Source organism: Pseudoxanthomonas sp. 97-1-1, assembly GCF_057773125.1.
In genome coordinates, this window is record NZ_JBYMTJ010000005.1 from 139,543 (window position 1) to 158,931 (window position 19,389).

Consider the following 19,389-nt stretch of genomic DNA (forward strand, 5'->3'; position numbering starts at 1 on the left):
ATGGGGATTCGACGCCCGCTTGGGAAGCGCGTCGCGCGGACCTACCGGCCCGTCGCCGTCACCTGGCAAGGCACGACGAACGTGACCCGTCCTCCGGAAGGGAGGGTGGGCACGACCACGCCACCGCTTACCAGGCCGGGTAGCGCTGCTGCGCCCGGACACGCAGCGCCACCGCTGGCACTGCAGGTGATGGAAGTACCGGCCACCGCGCAGCCGAGACCGCCGCCGGACGCATCGCTCACCAGCGCACCGTCCGCGGCGTTGGGGCCTGCGTTCGATACCGTCAGCGTGAAGTTGCGCACCTCGCCACTGAGGGAAGGGCCGGCCGCGGTCGATTTCACCACCGACAGATCGGCCACGCGCCCGGTGTTGGTGACCGTGCAGACGATGGCCTGGCCCGCATGCGCGCTGGTCAGCGTCAGCGTGTTGCCGCTGAGGTTGCCACCGCTGCAACTCCAGGTGCTGGCAGTGTAGGTGCGTGCGTTGCCCGCACCCAGCGTCTCCGCCAGGGTGATGACATTGCCCGGCACCACCTGCACGGCGGTTCCGGTGTCGGTCTCCGATGCATTGTCGGCGGTGGATGAGAGCGTGGCGTTGTTGGCACCGCCGGTCGCCGACAGCACGGCCGTATCGTTGATCGCCGCGTTGACCCACTTCTTGGCCACGGCCAGCGTGGCCGTGGCACTGTTGGTCAGCGTGCAGGTGATGGTCTGGTTGGCGCGGTAGTTCGCGACGGGAACAGTGAGCTGCCGGGTGGTCGTATCGACGGTGGAGGCCACAGCGGCGCCGCTCTGGTCCGTACACGCACCGGTGGTGAGTACGTAGCCGGCGGGAACGCTGGATTCGGTCAGCGTGATCGCAGCCGCGTGATTGGTGACGGGATAGGCCACCGATGCCACCGGCGAATTCTGCACCGTCGTGGTCAGGTTGAAGGCTTGCGACACCGCGTTGCTGGCGGTGATGCCGAAGGTGCCGGTGCCGCCCGCGGACTGCTTGCGCACGATCACGCTGGAACCTTCGAAGCTCCAGCGCAGTTCCAGCTGATCGCCTCCGGTGGGCCCCTGCAACCCCGCGTTGAAGGTCAGGCTGGTGATGCCGGTGCCGTTGAAGCGGACCGAGCCGCAGGCCGTGCCACGAGCGACCGATGCCGTGTTGCCCGTCCGGCATTCCGCATCGGCTTCGCCCGAGAAGCCGTTACTGGTGTCGCGCACGATGGTGTTGCCGTTCACCAGGAACTGCGGATTGCCGCTGAGCCGCGTCAGCGAGACGGTCCCGCCCTGGGACACCGAGTTGCTCAAGGTCCAGCGCGAGCTGTTGGGATCCGAGCCGATGGCGCCGCCCAGACGATCGATGTGCAGCACCGGGTTGTCCACCGGCTTGCTGAAGGTGACCGTATAGTTCCGGCTGCCGACTTCGTGCAGCAACGTCAGCGAGGCACCGTTGGTGACCGTGCCACCGTAGGGGTTGGTCCAGCGACTGTCGTTGGTCGCGTTGAAGCTGCCGTTGGAGTACGCGCTGTCGGCCGCGCCAGTCCACGCCACGGTGATGCCGTTGACCGTGGTGGTGGCCGAGGCGGACCCGTTGGTTGTCCAGGTGCCGGTGATCAGCGCCAGCGCCGAACCGGCCATCACAAGGCCGGCGAGCAACAGGCCAGCCTGCCCGGCGCGACGCCGCCAGCGGCGGGCTTTCGGGGTGACCAGGGCGACAGTGGAAGACGACGGACGTGCAGAAAATGCGCCGATCGGGCACAGGCCATCAATAGCGTGGTACGACATCGACGAAAGGATCCCCTGACGCTTCTGTGAAAGAGGCGCTCCGCAGGTCCATCCGACACGGACCCTGTTACTTGCCCCCTGTGGCAAGCCGACCCAGGACGCCGTCCAGGCAAGGAGGGGTCGACCGCAAATGTGATCTGTATCTTAACTTACAGAATTCACATTTGCGACATGAGTCACATTGCGGCCTTCGCTCCAACGACGAGCAGAGGGCGGTCGCGGTCGCGGCCGCGACCGCCGCGCGGCGAGATCCCGCGTGGAGGCGTCAGCCGGCTTCCTTCAACTTGAACGGCGAATCCAGCACAACGGGGCGTTGAGGATCTTTGCTTTCACCCACGGCCGCCTGGCACTCGGCGGATTGCCTGGCGGCGTCGCGCTGCTCTTCTCTGAGCTGCTTGATGGATACATTGGGGAGCGAGAACGCGACGGGATATACCACTCGAGTGGCGATCGGCTTGCCGTCCACTTCCTCTGGCAAGTAGCGCATCGACGTCACCCAGTCACGCAACGCCTGCTCGAACGGCTTGAGTGAACCCGACACCGTTTCCACCGATGCGATCTTCGCCCGGCCATCCTCTCCGATCTGCGCCACCACCCTGAAGCTGCCCTCCTGGTTGTAGCGAGCGGCGCTGGGCGGAAAACGGGGAGGCGACAGCAACGGTGCGCCACTGGCATAACCGGGGCCATGGTGCCGGTAGTTCATCGCCACGCTCATGCCGTCGCCCGGAAGCGGGGCCAGGCAAGCATCCAGGAACACATGCGTGACGCCCGCCATCGCCACACCGTTGACCTGCGCCGGCTCGAACCGCCACTGCATGACCTGCTGCTCGACCACGCTGCGTATGGCGGGCGGCAGCTTCTCGTTCACCTGCACCTGCCGCGGTACGCCATGTGCGTCCAGCTCGACGCGCGCATTGGCATGGAACCGAACAGGCTCTGCCTCTTTACTCGCCGCCGTGGCCCCCATGGCGACGGCCAGAAGTCCCGCTCCCAACATCATGCGCATGGCTCCCCTCCCTGATCGACCACTCCGAGCATACCGCCATCCGCCCTCAGCGCGCAGGCAGCGGGTCTTCCTTGTAGATCGCCACATGCGGCACGCCGTCGGCACCGATCCAGCCGCGGTACATGCCTTCGGTATTGAAGGGGAAGGCCATGCTGCCGTCCGCGCCGAGGGCGATGGCGCCGCCGTCGCCGCCGGCCTTCGGGATGTCGCGGTTGATCACGCCGTCCGCCGCGCGTGCGATGCCCTGTCCGGCCAGGCGCACGCGCGCGCAGATCTCGTGGGCGGCGGCGGCGCGGATGTAGTACTCGCCCCAGCCGGTGCCGGAGACCGCGCAACGGTCGTCGGCCCAGGTGCCCGCACCGATGATGGGCGAATCGCCCACGCGGCCGTAGCGCTTGTTGGTCATGCCGCCGGTCGAGGTGCCTGCGGCCAGCTGCCCCTTCGCATCGAGCGCCAGTGCGCCGACCGTGCCGAAGTAAGCCTTGCCCGGCAGGTCCAGCGGCGCGTTGGCCGCCTGCGCCTGCGCTTCTTCCTTGAGCGCCTTCTGCAACTGCTGCCAGCGCTTCTCGGTGCGGAAGTACGACGGGTCGACGAGCGGGATGCCCTGCTCCTTCGCGAAGGCTTCCGCGCCGCCGCCGACCATCATCACGTGGCGCGACTTGTCCATCACTGCGCGTGCCAGCGTGATCGGATTCTTGACCCGGTGCACCCCGGCCACCGCGCCCGCCTTGCCGGTGGCACCGTCCATGATCGAGGAATCCAGTTCGTTCTTGCCATCGTGGGTGAATACCGCACCACGGCCCGCGTTGAACTGCGGTGCATCCTCCAGCACGGTGATCGCGGCGGTCACCGCGTCCAGCGCCGGCTTGCCTGCGGTGAGTTGTGCATGGCCCGCGCGCAGCGCCGCTTCCAGTGCCTTGCGTGCGGCATCCTCGTCGGCCGGCGTCATCCCCGCGCGTTCGACGCCGGCACCGCCATGGATCACCAGTACCGGCGACTCCAGCGCCACCAGCACGCCGTTGCGCACGGCGTACTGGCGTTCGGCGGCGGGCTTCTCGACGCGCCCACTCGGCAGGTGCAGCACGGAGTCGACACCGGCGACGACGGTGTCGACCCGATCGAGGTTCATCGCCTCGTCTTCGACCTGCTTCTGCGCGAAGCCGCCCTTCACCACCGTGGCACCCGCACCGGGCGCGGTGGCGTATACGCGCGCACGGCCATCGCCTTCCACGGCGACCGCAGCGTCCTCATCCACGCCCAGGCCGATGAGCGGACGCTGCGCCATCGCTTCGGCCTTGGCGACGAACGCGACCAGACGGCCGAGGCGGTTGCGTTCACTGAAGTGCGTGTCGGTGATGACGCCCTTCAGCAACGCCAGATGCAGGAAATCCGTTTCGATAGTGTTGTCCGGGCCGAGCGGGTCGGCCAGCGCGCGCGGGCTGATCTGGCTGCCGCCGTCCATCGCGCCATAGAGGTATTCGCCCTGCATGGCGAGTCCGGCGCTGGTGCCGCCCAGCGGCTTGCCGGCGCGCACGTGCGCGTCCAGCGCATCGCCCACCGGGGTGCCACGCCAGTAGCGCACGTAGCGCGACTGGTCGCCGCCCGCCAGGAAGATGCCGTCGGCGCGCTTCAGGCTGCGCAGCATGGCGGGATCCGTCGCCGCGTCCCGATCGCTGAAGACGAACGTTTCCACCGACGCGATGCCGCCCACTTCGTTGAAGAATTCCTCGCCGATCTCGCCGGCCTGCGATGCACGCAGCACCACGATGTGCCCGTTGCCCGCCTTCTGCATGAACCAGCGCATCGCATCGAAGTTGCGGTCGCCACCGCCCATCAGCAACAGGCCCGGCTGCACCTTCCCCGGGGTCTTCGCACCGGTGTCGCCCAGTACGTAATGCGCCGGCTTGCCCGCCAGCGCAGGCAACGACAATGCCAGCGCGAGCATGCACACCACGCCACGCCGCACTGCACCAAGGACAGACACCATGCCGCTACTCCCACGTCGAAGGTGGCGGCAGGATGCCACGCACCGATGCCAAGGAGAGACGAACCGGCGCGCACTTCCCCCCATCCGGATGGACCGCGCGTACGGCGTGCGTGATCGGCTAGAGTGCGGCCATGCCCACCGAATTAGACGACTGGTTCGTTCGCGAGGTGCTCGTCCACGAACGGGCACTGGTGCTGTTCCTGCAACGCGCATGGCCACATCGCGACGAGTGGCATGACCTGCGGCAGGAGGCCTACGCGCGCGTCTACGAAGCGGCGGCCCGCGCACGGCCGGACGCGCCGAAGGCCTTCCTGTTCGCCACCGCCCGCCACCTGATGACCGACCGCCTGCGCCGCAGCCGGGTGGTGTCGATCGAGTCGGTGGGTGATTTCGAGTCCTCGAACGTCTACCTGATCGACGAGGTGTCGCCCGAGCGGTGGACCGGGACCCGACAGGCGCTCAAGCGCATGGTCGAGGCCCTGGACCGGCTTCCCGACCGTTGCCGCGAGGTGGTGTGGCTGCGGCGCGTGGAGGAGTTGCCGCAGAAGGACGTCGCCCGGCAATTGGGCATCAGCGAGAAGACCGTGGAAAAACATCTGGCCAAAGGGATGCGCCTGCTCGCCGACCACCTGTACGGCGGCGATGCCGTGCGTGGGCCGGTCGCGCGGACGGCTGCCCGGCCCGTCATGGACGAGGACGACGGACATGACCGACAGCAGTCGGATTGAAGAGGCCGCAGCCGACTGGCTGGTCCGTCGCGATGGCGATGACTGGAGCGCGCAGGACCAGCGTGCGCTGGACGCATGGCTGGCCGCATCGGCGCAGCACAAAGTGGCATGGCTGAGACTGGAATCGGCGTGGCGCGAAGCCGGTCGCCTGCAGGCGCTGGCGGCGGGTCTTCCCGCAGGCTCGCCACCGCCGCGCATCGGGTCCGGTGCGCGCGTGCAGGAAGGATCACCCGACCGGGTTCCCGACCTGCGGGACGTCGCCTTCGCGCCACGCCACCGGGACGACCGGGCGCGGCGCGGCGGATGGCGGCACGGCATGGCGGCGACGCTGGCCGTCCTGGCGCTGGGCTCCGCCGCCTGGGGTGGCTGGCAGATGACCGGTCGCGAGCAGGGCACCTACGCCAGTACCGTCGGCCAGATACAGACCGTGACGCTGCCCGACGGCTCCACCGCCACCCTGAGCAGCGACAGCCGGCTGGAACTGCGTATCAGCCGCAGCGAACGGCACGTCTCCCTGGTGCAGGGCGAAGCCTTCTTCGACGTGGCCCGTGATACACGGCGCCCGTTCGTGGTGGAAACGGAGGGCCGCCGCGTGGCGGCGGTGGGCACGCGCTTCTCCGTGCGACGCGATACCGAGGCCGTGCGCGTGGTGGTGACGGAAGGCAAGGTGCGGCTGGAAAGCCGGGCCGGCCGCGATGGCCGCGCGCAGCCGGTGGCCCTGCTGCCGGCCGGCAGCGTGGCGACCGCCGGCCGCAACGGCGTGCTGGTGCGCTCGCTGCCGGTGGCCGATGCGGAGCGCTACCTGGAATGGCGCGAGGGCTTCCTGACCTTCGACGACACTTCGCTGGCGGAGGCTGCCGCCGAGTTCAACCGCTTCAACACCCGCAAGCTGGAACTGGCCGACGCCACCGTCGCCGAGCTGCGCGTGGGCGGCAACTTCCGCTGGTCCAACGCCGACGGCTTCGCGCATCTCCTGGAACAGGGATTCCCGGTGCGCGCCGAACGGCATCCGGACCGCATCGTGCTGCACACACGCTAGGGCCGCGCACGCCACGACGAAGGTCATGGGGGGATTTGCGCGGCTCGTTCGTCCTGATAGCGAGAGGTGCCATTCCGAGCACCACGGGGAGAGTCGTCGATGCAGTACCCAGTGCGAGTCCTGCTGTTGAGCATGGCCTGTAGCGCGGCACTCGCCGCGCAGGCCCAGGCGGCCCCGGGCCGCATCGACCTGCCTGCGGGCGAACTGACGGCAGCGCTCAACACGCTGGCCAAGCAGTCCGGCACGCAGCTGGTCTATCGCGCCGATCAGCTGAAGGGCCGGCGCACCACCGGGGTGCAGGGCGCCACGTCGACCGACCAGGCGCTGGATCGCCTGCTGCAGGGCAGTGGCTTCCAGGCCAAGCGCGACGCTTCCGGCGCCGTGTTGATCGTGCAGGCCGACGCCACTCCGCGCCGCGCACCGCCCCCGCGTCCCGCACCGCAGGAAACACCTCCCGGTGGAGGCGCCGCGCAGGTCGAAGAGCCCGTGACCCAGCTGGAAACCCTGCAGGTCACCGGCTCGCGCATAAAGCGGGCGGAGATCGAAGGCCCTGCACCGATCACCGTGGTGACCGCCGAACAGATCCAAGCTGCGGGCCTGACCTCGGTCGCCGATGTCCTGCGCTCGCTGAGCCAGAACAGCGGCAGCGTCTACGGCCAGCAGAACACCACCAATGCCCAGTCCACGCCGGGTGCCCAAGCGGTGGATCTGCGCGGCCTCGGCCCCAACCACACGCTGGTGCTGATCAACGGCCGGCGCGTCGCCGACTTCCCGCTGCCGCTGAACGGGCGCAGCAACTTCACCGACATCGGCAACATCCCGCTGGGCATGATCGAGCGCATGGAAGTGCTGACCGGCAGCGCGTCCGCCGTCTACGGCTCGGACGCGATGGCGGGCGTGATCAACTTCATCCTCAAGAAGTCCACCGACGGCACCATCATCGACTACCGCTATGGCGATACCGAGCGCGGCGGCGGCGAATCGCACAAACTGACGCTGACCACCGGCTTCGAGCGTGGCGATTTCAGCGGCATCGTCGGCGTGGAACTGCTCGACAAGCGACCGTTGTGGGGCTTCGAGCGCCGCAACCAGGACTCCACTTTCGATGCGCCGACGGAGGAACGTCGTCTCCCCCGCATGACCGCCCAGCTCTACGACTGGGACAACGACCTCAATGTCGCGCCCTCCGACGGCTGCGCCGGCATGGCCGGCCTGAACGAAGGCACCACCGTGCTGGCGGAGGACCCCGACTACGGCACGTACTGCGGCAGCGATCGCGCCATCGCCTACCGCACCATCCAGAACGAGCGCCGCGGCATCACCGCCTACGGCGCGTTCGAGTACCGGATCAACGACAACCTGTCCTGGTTCGCCGACGTGCAGGCCGGCCACCAGACCGTCAAGCTGCTGACCGGCACCAACGGCAACCTCGCGGCCAGCGACCACATGGGCTGGGAATTCCACGATCCCGCTTCGACCAACAACTACCGCAACAAGGTCTTCTACAACGCCGCCACGGAGCGGTACGAGATCTGGTCCCGGCAGTTCACGCCGGAAGAGATCGGCGGCCTGCGCAACCGCATGAACACCACCACGCAGAAGACGCTGGCGGTGACCACGGGTTTCACCGGCGGCTTCGGTGAGGCATGGAACTGGGAAGCGGCCTACAACCACTCTGAGTACAAGGCCGACGTGGAGATGCCACGCATCCGCGCGGCGGCGGCCAACGAACTTTTCCTCGGCCCGCTGCTGGGCTACGACGACGACGGCTACGCCATCTACAACGCCGATCCTTCGCGCCTGTTCCGGCCGCTGACGACGGCCGAGTTCGATTCGATCGGCGCCATGTCCACCTGGCATCCCGTGGCGAAGAACGACAACGTCAGCTTTACCACGGACAACTCCAGCCTGTTCTCGATGCCGGCCGGCGATGCTGGTTTCGCGGCGGCGATCGAGTACGGCCGCCAGTCCTACCGCATCAACCCCGATCCGCTGGCGTTGACCGAAGACGCCTACTACGGCCCGCGCTACGGCGACGGCAACGGCGACCGCAACCGCTGGAGCGCTGCGGCCGAGCTGCGCCTGCCGGTGGCGTCCACGCTGGAAGCCAGCCTGGCGGGACGATACGACCGCTACAGCTACGGCAACAAGAACCCTGGCAAGTTCACCTACAGCGCGGGCCTGGAATGGCGCCCGGTCGACACCCTGCTGGTGCGCGGCTCCTATGGCACCGGCTTCCGTGCGCCCGACATGCACTACCTGTTCGCCGGCGACGACTACTACCGCACCCGCTACGCGACCGACTATTACATGTGCCGATCCGACGAACCCGGCTACAGCAACGACGAGTGCTACGACGACGGCAGTTGGGATGGCTCCACGTTCGACGTCTACACCGGCAATATGGACCTGGATGTCGAAACCAGCCGCTCGGCCTCGGTCGGTTTCGTCTGGTCGCCGAGCGCCAACTTCGACCTGGCGGTGGACTACTACCGCATCCGCGTGATGAACCAAGTCCAGACGCAGGACCGCGAGCTGCTGCGCAGCACCGAGGCCGACTGCCGCCTCGGTGTCACCGACAGCGGGCAAAGCGTCGATATCAACTCGCCGACCTGCGTGGACGCACTGGCCCGCGTGATCCGCGATGCCGACGGCTACATCACCAGCGTGCATTTCAGTCCGATCAACATCGCCAACGAGGAAACCTCGGGCATCGACCTGACCGCCAACTACCGGCTGCAGACGGCCAGTGCCGGCGACTTCCGCTTCACCGGCAGCTACACCTGGGCCGACGAGCACACGCGCCAGCAGTACCCAGGCGACCCGGAAGAGGACATGCTCGACGTCAGCTTCAGCGCCACCACCCTGCCGCGCCACAAGGGCAACCTGGGCATGAGCTGGGACCGCAATGCGTGGGGTGCCAGCCTGTTCGGCAATTACCTTGGCAAGGTGGCCAACTACGGCAACGACGCGTGGACCGGCGCAACCTGGCGCTTCAATGCCGGCGGCCGCTACGACGTCACCGACCATCTGCGGGTATCGCTGACCGTCAACAACCTGCTGGACAAGATGCCGCCGCGCGACGCGACGTGGTCCAACTATCCGTACTACGACACGTCCTGGTTCGATTCCATGGGCCGCAGCTACTACCTGCAGATCACCTGGAAGCTGGGCGGCGAGCCGCTGTAAGGCATTGCGCCACGGACAGGAACGAGGCCCGCCGAAAGGCGGGCCTTTGTTTATCTGATGGAACGCCATCGCGACCCGGCGCGCCCGTGGTGACGGGTTCCGTCATCCCAGCGAACGCTGGGATCCATTGCGCCGTTGCCACCTGGTCAACTCGAGGTGTTCCCGCAGCGGCTTCACTGCCCTTGCACGCGCTACCCGGGCCCAACCCGTGCAAGAGCAGGATCAAGATGGGTCCCAGCCTTCGCTGGGACGACGGGGTGTGGTCACTTCGTTATCCCGTCGAACGCGGGGATCCATTGGCATCAACGCGTGTGGATCGGATGGCCGCTTGCCCGGCCTGCAGCCTCACACCGTCCCGCGATTCTTCCCCTGCCACGGCCGGTACCAGTCGCGGATCGCGGCCATGTCGATGTCCATGTTGCCGGTGGGGTAGTACACGTCGCCGATGCCGATGGTCTTTTCCGGATAGTGGAAGTACGCCATCAGGATCGGCACCTGCGCCTGGTGGGCGATCTTCAGGAAGCCCCCCTTCCACTTGTCCACGCGCTTGCGCGTCCCTTCCGGCGTCAGTGCGAACCACATCTTCTCGGACTGCCGCAGCATGCGCACGGCCTGCTCCACCGTGCCCTGCGGCGAGCTGCGGTCCACCGGCACCACGCCCAGCTTCCGGAGCAGCGGCGACAGCGGCCACCAGAACAGCTGCGCCTTGCCCAGCACGCGCACCTGGAAGCCCATCGCGATCTTCGCGGCCATGCCCCAGATGCCGTCCCAGTTGGACGAATGCGGCGCCACGATCATCACCAGCTTCGGGATGTCCGGCAGCGTGCCGGTCATCTTCCAGCCGAACGTGCGCAGGAACGTGCGACCCAGCCAGCGGGTGAACCGGTTCGGCGGCACCTGCGGCATGTTGGGCGGGATGCGCGGAATGATGTCGTCGCTCAAACAATTACTCCCATTGGTTCTTCTGCGAGCGGCCGCGCTTGATCTGGCTGCGCTCGCGCTTGGCATCCAGCCGACGCGCCTTGGCGGCGCGCGAGGGCCGGGTGGCCACGCGTTTCTTCGGCACCACCAGCGCGGCGGCAATGATGGCGACCAGCCGTTCGCGTGCGTCCTGGCGGTTGCGGTCCTGCGTGCGGAAACGCTGCGCATCGATCACCAGCACGCCCTCGTCGGTCAGGCGACGGTCGCGCTTGGCCAGCAGGCGCTCGCGCAACGCGTCGGGCAGCGACGGCGAGCCGGCCACGTCGAAACGCAGTTCCACGGCAGTGGATACCTTGTTGACGTTCTGGCCGCCGGCGCCACTGGCGCGCACGAAGCGCTCGACCAGTTCGTCGTCCGGAATCGCCAGTGTGGGCGTGATCTCGAGTGCATTGCTCCCCATGTGGGGATTGTAGTCAGGATGCGTGTCCGTTCGCAGCGCGAAGGGGTGGATTTGCCGACGATTAACACCAGATTTACTCCCGGGCAGGCACCCTGTGGCCCCGCTCCACGCCGTCCCTACCGCATGATTCGACCCTCGCTGAACGCGGCGCACCCGTTCCTTCGCGCGCTGCTGGTCCTCGCACTGGCCCTGGCCGGTCCAGCCTTCGCCGCCGAGCCTTCCGATACCGACATCGACCGCCTGCTGAAGGCGTCCCGTGCCGAGAGTCTGCTGGCCGGGATGATTCCGCAGATGGAAGCGGTGCAGCAGCAGGAGTTCGACAAGCACTTCGCCGGCAAGGAGATGACCGAGGAGCAGAAGGCCGAGGTCGCCCGGATCCAGGCCAAGACCCGGGAGATCGTGCGCAAGGCGCTGTCGTGGGAAGAGATGCGCCCTGTATATCTGGACGTCTACAAGAAGACCTACACGCGCGAGGACGTGCGCGCGATCACCAAGTTCTACGAAAGCGCCGCCGGCCAGCGCATGCTCGAGAAGAGCCCCGCGCTGATGCAGAACATCATGACCGCCGTGCAGCAGAAGATGGTGCCGATGCTGGAAGAGTTGCAGGGCGAGATCAAGAACATCCCGGTCACGCCGCCGCCTCCGGTCTCACCACCGCAGAAGCGCCGCCGTACGCGCTGACGCCTGGAAACAGGCTTGTGCGGTGTGGGAGCGACGTCAGTCGCGATGAAGCGTTACGAGTAAATCATCGCGACTGACGTCGCTCCCACATCCCAGCGCACAGCTTGCTTCATGGCACCAACTGGTCGCGCGGCGGCAACCGCCAGTCGATCGGCGCGTGTCCGCGCTGCGCCAGGTACTGGTTGGTCGCGGAAAAATGCCCGCAGCCCAGGAACCCGCGATGCGCCGACAACGGCGAGGGGTGTGGCGCGCGCAGCACGCGATGGCGACGCGTGTCGATGACCTTGCCCTTGGCCTGTGCGTAGCTGCCCCACAGCAGGAACACCAGGCCTTCGCGCTCGCGTGCCAGCGTCTCGATGGCATGGTCGGTAAACCCTTCCCAGCCCTTGCCCTGGTGCGCACCCGCACGACCGTCCTCGACCGTCAGCACGGCATTGAGCAGCAGCACGCCCTGGCGTGCCCACGGCAGCAGGCAGCCGTGATCCGGCGGCGGAATGCCGAGGTCGGCATTGATTTCCTTGTAGATGTTCACCAGCGACGGCGGCACCGGTACCCCCGGCAGCACCGAGAAGCACAAGCCATGCGCCTGGCCGGGTCCGTGGTACGGATCCTGGCCGAGGATCACCACCTTCACTGCATCGAACGGCGTGGCGTCGAACGCGGCGAAGATCTGCGGCCCGGGCGGATAGATGCGCGCACCCGCAGCCTTGCGCTGGCGCAGGAAGGCCGACAGCTCGCGCATGTCCGGCCGCTGCAGCCAGTCGCCGATGTGCGCCTTCCACGAAGGCTCCAGCTTGATGCGGTCGTCGTCGGTCATGCGGTGTCGCGCGCGCCTCAGACCAGGCTGCGGGATTCGTCCATGCGCGCGAGGCGCAGCTGGAACAGCACCTTGGTCACCAGCAGGCGTTCGGCGATGGGCTTCAGCACCAGGTCGTTGGCGCCGGCCTGCAGCAGTTCGGCCTGGTTGTCGCGGTTGCTGTCGCCGGTCATCACCAGGATCGGCAACCGCCGCTTGCCGTAGGCGAAGTCCACGCGGATGCGCTGCACGATGTCGCGACCGCTCAGCTCGCCCTTCAGGATGACGTCGGTGAGCACCAGGTCGAACTTGTGCGTGGACAGGCCCAATGATTCCGCCGTGAGCAGGGCGAACGCGTCCTCGGCCTTCAGCACGTGCACCACGTTGAGCGACTGGCGCTCCAGCATGCGCCGCGTGGTCTCGGCGACGACGCGGCTGTCTTCGATGTACAGGATCGTGGCACCCACGATCGGTTCGGGCTGCACGTAACCCCGGATGAAGGTCGCCAGTGCTTCGTGGCCGAGCGACTTGTCGAAGTAATCGGTGACGAACTCGGTGAAGCGACGCTCTTCAAGATGTTGCTGGGCATCGCCGGAGACCACGATCACCGGCACGTACGCCTGTCCCGCCGCCTCGCGCACGCTGCGCGCGATCTCCAGTCCGTCGCCATCGGGCAGAGCCAGCGCCGTGGTGACGAGGTGCACTTCACCGCCCGCCAGTGCATTGCGCGCTTCGGCGACGCTCGAGCAGCCGATCACCTGCACCCCCGGCAACTCGCGCTGCAGCACGTCGGCAATCAGCTTGCGGACCAGCTTGGACCCGTCCACCACCATCACGCGGGGCGCGTCGCTGATCAGGTGCCGGAGCTCTTGGGCCATGAAGGGGAGGAATCTCAGGTTTCAATCGGTCGAGTCTGACGCAAGAAGTGGCCCGTCACCAGCCATGCCCCCACCCAGCCGATGACCGTAGCCGCCGCCACGACGGCCGTCGCGCCAAGCGGGTCCAGCCCGACCAGCGAGAACGGGCTGCCGTAGCTGCGCACCAGCGCAGCCAGCGGCGCCTGCAGCGCCCATGCCGCCAACGTCAGCAGGCCCAGCGCCAGCGCGCCTGCGGCCAGGCCGTACCAGGCGCCCAGGTAGACGAACGGACGTCGAATGAAGCCATCACTGGCGCCCAGCAACTGCAGTACGCCGATTTCCTCGCGCCGCGACTGGATGTCCAGGCGCACCGTGTTGCCCACCACCAGCAAAGCACCCAGTCCGAACAGCGCAGCGAGCACCCAGACCAGTCGCTTGCCGAAGCCCATCCATCCGGCCAGGCGTTCGCGCCATGCCGCGTCGTGCTGCAGCAGATCGGTTTCCGGCAAGGCTTCGAGCGCACCGACAAGCCGCGCCTCGTCGCCTTCGGGCACGACCACCAACAGGCTGGGCAGCGGATTGCCATCGAGCAGGTCCAGCGACGCGCTCAACCCGCTGCGCTCGCGGAACTCGGCCAGGCCCTCTTCGGGCGTGCGTACCGCCACGCTGGCGACATCGGTGCGTGCCCGCAATTCCTCGGCCAACGCCTCCGCACGCGCAACCGGTGTCTCCGGCGCGAGGAAGAGATCGATCTCGCGCGACTGCTGCACATCGCCCGCGAAGTGGCCCACGTTCTGCAGGGCCAGCCACAGACCCAACGGCAGCACGAATGCCACCGCCATCACACCGATGGTCAGCAGCGTGGCCCATGGGCGCCGCACCGCACGGCCGAGGCTCGAAACGAAGCTGTAGAGATGCTGGTCCAGCCAGATGCCGGCGCCGGAGCGCCGCCGCACGCGGGTGTTCTCGAGATCGCTCATTCGGCCAGGTCCGCAGGCGAAATGTCGTCGACCAGCTTGCCGTGGTCCAGGATCAGCACGCGCTTCTTCATCCGCTTGAGCAGCGACAGGTCATGGCTGACCACCAGCACACTGGTGCCACGTTCCGGCATGGATGCGAACAGCGACATGATTTCGGCCGCCAGCGTGGGGTCCAGGTTGCCGGTCGGTTCGTCGGCCACCAGCAGGCGCGGCTCGGCGACGATGGCGCGCGCGATGCCCACGCGCTGCTGCTCGCCGGCGGACAGCTGGGTGGGGAGCGCCTTCTCGCGATGGCCCAGGCCCAGCCGTGCCAGCACTTCGCGCACGCGCTTGCCGATGTCGCCCCGTCGGTCGCCGCGCAGGATCAGCGGCAGCGAGACGTTCTCCATCACCGTGCGGTCGGTCAGCAACCGGTGGTCCTGGTAGACCACGCCCACATCACGGCGATGCAGCGGAATACGCCCGCCACGGACCTTCAGCAGGTTCCTGCCACCGAACACCACGGCACCGCGGCTGGGCCGCTCGCTCAGGTGGATCAGCTTCAGCAGGGTGCTCTTGCCGGCGCCGGAATGGCCGGTGACGAACAGCATCTCGCCCTCGGCCACCTCGAAGCTGACGTCCTCCAGTGCCGCATGGCCACCGGGGTATTGCTTGCTGACGTTTTCAAATCGAAGGACGCTCATGTCCGTCGATTATGCCGGACCGATCAAGACACTGGCGATGCTGCCGCATAAAAGAAGAAGCCGGGACATGCCCGGCTTCTTCTCCTCACGCGCAGCGATGCGACTCAGCCGCCGGACACCAGCGAGCGGATCTTGCGTCCGAGCCGCGTCAGGAAACCCGCGTTCTCGTCGGCCGGCTTCGGTGCGGACGCGGGCTTCGGTGCGGACGGCGCGACGTTCGCCACGGCGCCTTCGGCCCCTTCGAGCGGACGGCCGTGACGGCGGCGGCGGCGCTTGCGCGGCTTGCGCTCGCCTTCCGGCAACGCGGCAACCTCGGGACGCGCCACTTCGGCAGGATGCGCCGCCGGTGCCGCTGCGGCCGCCACGGCGACGACAGCCTCGCCTTCGGGGCGTGGCGGACGCGGTGCGCGCGGCGGACGCGGCTTGCCATCGGCCGAACGCGGACCTTCGCGGCGAGCACCTTCGCGACGACCCGCGCCACCGGATCCACCGGGTTTGCGGCCACCGCCACGACGCTCTTCGTCGGCCGCCTTCTGTTCGCGGGCCTCGCGGAAGATCTGGCTGACGCTTTCTTCTTCGTCATCGCCCTCGCCCGCTGCCGGCTTCGGACGCTCCGGACGCGGCAGCGCGGTCAGCAGCTCGGCGGTGACCGGCTCGGACGGGATCTTCTGTTCGATGTAGGCCTCGATGTCGGGCAACGACATCGCATAGCGCTCGCAGGCGAAGCTGATCGCATCGCCCTCGGCGCCCAGGCGCGCGGTACGGCCGATGCGATGCACGTAGTCCTCGGCATCGAACGGCAGGTCGTAGTTGAACACGTGCGACACGCCATCGATGTGCAGGCCGCGCGCGGCCACGTCGGTGGCCACCAACAATTCGAGCTGGCCGGCCTGGAATCGCCTCAGCAACGATTCGCGCTTCTTCTGCGGCACGTCGCCGGACAGCACGCCGACGCGGTAGCCGGCCCGTTCCAGCGCGCGCGCCACGCGCTCGACGAACGCCTTGGTGTTGACGAACACCATGGTGCGCGCGCCTTCGCTGCGCGACAGCAGGCCGATCAGCAGCGGGATCTTTTCTTCATCGGCCGGGTAGTAGAGCTTCTGGCGCACCCTGGCCGCGGTGATGAACTCGGTCTCGACGACGAGCTTCTCGGGCTCGTTCATGTGCTCGTAGGCCAGCTCCAGCACGCGATGCGACAACGTGGCCGAGAACAGCAGTGTCTGCCGTGTGGTGCGCTCGGGCATGCGCCGCAGCAGGAAGCGGATGTCCTTGATGAAACCGAGGTCGAACATGCGGTCGGCTTCGTCCAGCACGCACATCTCGCAGGCGTGCAGGCTGACCACCTTGTGCTGCTTGACGTAGTCGATCAGGCGACCGGGGGTGGCGATGATGACGTCCACGCCCTGCTGCAGGATCTCGCGCTGCTTGTCGTAGTCCACGCCACCGTAGACCAGCGCGAAGCGCAGCCCAAGGTCGGCGCCGAACTTCACGGCATCCTTGTGGATCTGGATGGCCAGCTCGCGGGTCGGCGCGAGGATCAGCGCGCGCGGATCCTCGGGCTTGCGATCGGCCAGCGCCGGGCGGATCAGCAGGCGGTTCATCACCGCCACCAGGAACGCCAGTGTCTTGCCGGTGCCGGTCTGCGCCTGGCCGGCCACATCGCGGCCCGCGAGGGCGACCGGGAGGGTCATCGCCTGGATGGGCGTGCAGCGGGAGAAACCTGCGGCTTCCAGCCCGGCCAGAAGCGCCGGATGCAGGTCGAACGAGGAGAAAGTGATATCGGTTAACGGTTTGTCGCTCATGCCTTCTTCTTTGCGTCGCTGTGTTCCGCGCGCGTCTCTTATGAATGCGGTGGGTGTGCTTGCATCGGCCGTACCGGCGTCGCACACTGCGCCCCCTGTGCCGGGTTGCGCGACCACCTGGGTAACCTTGAAAAGGTCGCGGAACGCCCCAGTTTACCCCAATAGTGGTGGCCGTCCTGGCCCAAACCCGTCCGCGCCCGGCCGCGGACTCCGCAGGAGATCCCCGTGAGCGACAAAGTGACCCACGTCGGCGATGCCGATTTCGATGCTGCCGTGCTGCAGTCCGGCGAACCCGTACTGGTGGACTTCTGGGCCGAATGGTGTGGCCCGTGCAAGATGATCTCGCCCGTGCTCGACGAGCTGGCCGAGACCTACGGCGGCAAGCTGAAGGTCGCCAAGGTGAACGTGGACGAGAACCGCGCCACCGCCATCAAGTACCACGTGCGCTCCATCCCGATGCTGCTGCTGTTCAAGGATGGCCAGATCCAGGCCACCCAGATCGGCGCCGTCGGCAAGGGGCAGCTGACCCAGATGATCGACAAGGCCCTGGGCACCCAGGCCGCCTGATGCCCCGTGAGCCCCCGTCCAGGCGGGGGCCCAGGCTGAATCCGCTTGAACCCATCGCCCCCACGCGGCTTGCCGCCCTCCCGGGCCGGTGGTAGTGTCGAACCCGAAATCCGGCGCAGGGGATGCGCCGCACCCATCTGATCTGAATACCCACTCTTCACTTCACCCCGCCGCCGCAACGCCGGCGCTCGCCACCTAGCGAGGAATCGCACCTTGTCCGACAGCAGCAACGAAACCGGCGCTCCCGCCGAAAAGCGCGTGCGCAAAGCCCGTGTCCCGAAGACCACGTCCGCCGATACCGCCGCCGCACCGGCAGAGCGCATCGACCCGGCGCCGCAGCTCCCGCTGCCGCCGGTGACCAGCGAGCGCGCCCCCACCCCTGCGGGGCCCGGTCCGGCCCATGACGGTGGCGGCGACGCGCCGGTGCCGCAGAACCAGGCAGGCGGCCAGCAGCAGGACGGCGGCGACCAGCGCGACGGCAACCGCTTCAACAACAACAATCGCCGTGACCGTTTCCGCAACCGCCGCGAGCGCAACCGCGAGCGCCAGGGCAACGACGGCCTACCGCAGGATGGCAACGGCAATGGCCAGGACGCCTTTGTGCCGCGCGCCATGCCGAATGTGCCGGAAGGGTTCCCCCAGTATTCGCTGGGCGATCTCAAGCGCATGCCGGCGCCGAAGCTGCTGGACATCGCCGAGCAGCTGAACATCCAGGAAGGCGTGGCCCGCGCCCGCAAGCAGGACGTCATCTTCGCCCTGCTGAAGGTGCTGACCCGCCATGGCGAGGGCGTGGCCGCCGACGGCGTGCTGGAAATCCTGCCGGACGGCTTCGGCTTCCTGCGCGCGGCCGAGGCCAGCTACCTGGCCGGCCCCGATGACGTGTACATCAGCCCCAGCCAGATCCGCCGCTTCAACCTGCGCACCGGCGACCACCTGGCCGGCCGCATCCGCTGGCCGAAGGATGGCGAGCGCTACTTCGCGCTGTCGACCATCGACACGATCAATGGCGAGCCGCTGGAGGCGTCGAAGAACAAGGTCCTGTTCGAGAACCTGACGCCGCTGTTCCCGCGCCGCCGCTTCACCCTGGAGCGCGGCAACGGCTCGTCGGAAGACATCGCCGGTCGCATCCTCGACCTGATGGCGCCGCAGGGCAAGGGCCAGCGCGCGCTGATCGTGTCGCCGCCCAAGGCGGGCAAGACGATCATGATGCAGCAGATCGCCACCGCCATCACGACCAACCATCCGGACGTGCACCTGATCGTGCTGCTGGTGGACGAGCGTCCGGAAGAAGTCACCGAAATGCAGCGCACCGTGCGCGGCGAAGTGGTGTCTTCGACCTTCGACGAACCGGCCGCCCGCCACGTGCAGGTGGCCGAAATGGTGATCGAACGCGCCAAGCGCCTGGTCGAGCACAAGAAGGACGTGGTGATCATGCTGGACTCGATCACCCGCCTGGCCCGCGCCTACAACAACGTCGTGCCCAGCTCCGGCAAGGTGCTGACCGGCGGCGTGGACGCCAACGCCCTGCACCGCCCGAAGCGATTCTTCGGCGCCGCGCGTAACGTCGAGGAAGGCGGTTCGCTGACCATCATCGCCACGGCGCTGGTCGAGACCGGCAGCAAGATGGACGAGGTGATCTACGAAGAGTTCAAGGGCACCGGCAACAGCGAAGTGCATCTGAACCGCCGCATCACCGAGAAGCGCGTCTACCCGGCCATCGACATCAACCGCTCCGGCACGCGCCGCGAAGACCTGCTGATCGAACCGGAACTGCTGCAGAAGATCTGGATCCTGCGCAAGCTGCTGCACCCCATGGACGAGATCGCGGCGATGGAGTTCCTGCTGGACAAGATGAAGAACACCAAGTCGAACGACGAGTTCTTCAGCTCGATGAAGCGCTGAGCCGCTCCGACAGCAG

General features: G+C 67.6%; 16 protein-coding genes and 1 pseudogene. 6 read left to right on the forward strand and 11 right to left on the reverse strand.

Features of this window, described 5'->3' with window-relative positions:
• Positions 1–41 precede the first annotated feature (41 nt).
• The 4 genes and pseudogenes from AC3DET_RS18510 to AC3DET_RS18525 all read right to left on the reverse strand — a co-directional run.
• Positions 42–1,775 (reverse strand): prealbumin-like fold domain-containing protein, encoded by a 1,734-nt coding sequence (locus AC3DET_RS18510; RefSeq protein WP_488392569.1) that lies wholly within the window; start codon positions 1,773–1,775, stop codon positions 42–44.
• A 265-nt stretch (positions 1,776–2,040) separates the two neighbouring features.
• Entirely contained in the window at positions 2,041–2,781 is a 741-nt protein-coding gene (locus AC3DET_RS18515) for a TonB family protein (protein ID WP_488392570.1), read from the reverse strand.
• A gap of 46 nt (positions 2,782–2,827) precedes the next feature.
• Positions 2,828–3,808, reverse strand: a complete 981-nt coding sequence (locus tag AC3DET_RS18520; protein WP_337732769.1) for an isoaspartyl peptidase/L-asparaginase family protein — start codon at positions 3,806–3,808, stop codon at positions 2,828–2,830.
• 201 nt (positions 3,809–4,009) lie between these two features.
• A pseudogene (locus AC3DET_RS18525) lies at positions 4,010–4,981 on the reverse strand (cyanophycinase); the annotation flags it as partial.
• Between AC3DET_RS18525 and AC3DET_RS18530 the strand changes: the two are divergent.
• The 3 genes from AC3DET_RS18530 (at position 4,900) to AC3DET_RS18540 (ending at position 9,724) form a co-directional block, all read left to right on the forward strand.
• Positions 4,900–5,496, forward strand: a complete 597-nt coding sequence (locus AC3DET_RS18530; RefSeq protein ID WP_192202879.1) for an RNA polymerase sigma factor — start codon at positions 4,900–4,902, stop codon at positions 5,494–5,496. The pseudogene AC3DET_RS18525 and the gene AC3DET_RS18530 sit on opposite strands and share 82 nt — an antisense overlap.
• The gene (locus AC3DET_RS18535; RefSeq protein ID WP_488392571.1) at positions 5,474–6,535 is read left to right on the forward strand and encodes a FecR family protein; all 1,062 of its coding nucleotides are present in this window, start codon (positions 5,474–5,476) and stop codon (positions 6,533–6,535) included. Before AC3DET_RS18530 ends, AC3DET_RS18535 begins: the two co-directional genes overlap by 23 nt.
• A 132-nt stretch (positions 6,536–6,667) precedes the next feature.
• On the forward strand, positions 6,668–9,724 hold the full coding sequence (locus AC3DET_RS18540; protein ID WP_488392617.1) for a TonB-dependent receptor domain-containing protein: 3,057 nt from the start codon (positions 6,668–6,670) through the stop codon (positions 9,722–9,724).
• A gap of 345 nt (positions 9,725–10,069) precedes the next feature.
• On the opposite strand, the gene AC3DET_RS18545 is transcribed toward AC3DET_RS18540, so the two are convergent.
• Together AC3DET_RS18545 and arfB are read right to left on the reverse strand one after the other, a co-directional pair.
• Positions 10,070–10,630, reverse strand: coding sequence for a lysophospholipid acyltransferase family protein (locus AC3DET_RS18545; RefSeq protein ID WP_192202985.1), 561 nt, complete (start codon positions 10,628–10,630; stop codon positions 10,070–10,072).
• 40 nt (positions 10,631–10,670) lie between these two features.
• Entirely contained in the window at positions 10,671–11,105 is a 435-nt protein-coding gene (arfB, locus tag AC3DET_RS18550; RefSeq protein WP_488392572.1) for an alternative ribosome rescue aminoacyl-tRNA hydrolase ArfB, read from the reverse strand.
• A gap of 123 nt (positions 11,106–11,228) precedes the next feature.
• Here arfB and AC3DET_RS18555 point away from each other — a divergent pair, with 123 nt between their 5' ends.
• The gene (locus tag AC3DET_RS18555) at positions 11,229–11,786 is read left to right on the forward strand and encodes a DUF2059 domain-containing protein (protein WP_337732650.1); all 558 of its coding nucleotides are present in this window, start codon (positions 11,229–11,231) and stop codon (positions 11,784–11,786) included.
• A 109-nt stretch (positions 11,787–11,895) separates the two neighbouring features.
• On the opposite strand, the gene ung is transcribed toward AC3DET_RS18555, so the two are convergent.
• The 5 genes from ung to rhlB all read right to left on the reverse strand — a co-directional run bounded on the left by ung (position 11,896) and on the right by rhlB (position 16,904).
• Entirely contained in the window at positions 11,896–12,603 is a 708-nt protein-coding gene (gene ung / locus AC3DET_RS18560) for a uracil-DNA glycosylase (RefSeq protein WP_488392573.1), read from the reverse strand.
• A 17-nt stretch (positions 12,604–12,620) separates the two neighbouring features.
• A complete protein-coding gene (locus AC3DET_RS18565; RefSeq protein WP_192202873.1) occupies positions 12,621–13,460 on the reverse strand; it encodes a response regulator in 840 nt (279 codons plus the stop codon).
• Positions 13,461–13,474: 14 nt separating this feature from the next.
• Positions 13,475–14,419, reverse strand: coding sequence for a permease-like cell division protein FtsX (gene ftsX / locus AC3DET_RS18570; protein ID WP_488392574.1), 945 nt, complete (start codon positions 14,417–14,419; stop codon positions 13,475–13,477).
• Positions 14,416–15,102, reverse strand: a complete 687-nt coding sequence (gene ftsE, locus AC3DET_RS18575; RefSeq protein ID WP_192202871.1) for a cell division ATP-binding protein FtsE — start codon at positions 15,100–15,102, stop codon at positions 14,416–14,418. The genes ftsX and ftsE overlap by 4 nt, the downstream gene beginning before the upstream one ends.
• Before the next feature lie 104 nt (positions 15,103–15,206).
• Positions 15,207–16,904: an ATP-dependent RNA helicase RhlB gene (gene rhlB, locus AC3DET_RS18580; protein ID WP_488392575.1), complete on the reverse strand. Its 1,698-nt coding sequence runs from the start codon at positions 16,902–16,904 to the stop codon at positions 15,207–15,209.
• 225 nt (positions 16,905–17,129) lie between these two features.
• On the opposite strand from rhlB, the gene trxA reads away from it, so the two are divergent.
• Together trxA and rho are read left to right on the forward strand one after the other, a co-directional pair.
• On the forward strand, positions 17,130–17,471 hold the full coding sequence (gene trxA / locus AC3DET_RS18585) for a thioredoxin TrxA (RefSeq protein WP_055939299.1): 342 nt from the start codon (positions 17,130–17,132) through the stop codon (positions 17,469–17,471).
• A gap of 213 nt (positions 17,472–17,684) precedes the next feature.
• A complete protein-coding gene (gene rho / locus AC3DET_RS18590; protein WP_446539326.1) occupies positions 17,685–19,373 on the forward strand; it encodes a transcription termination factor Rho in 1,689 nt (562 codons plus the stop codon).
• Positions 19,374–19,389 lie beyond the last annotated feature (16 nt).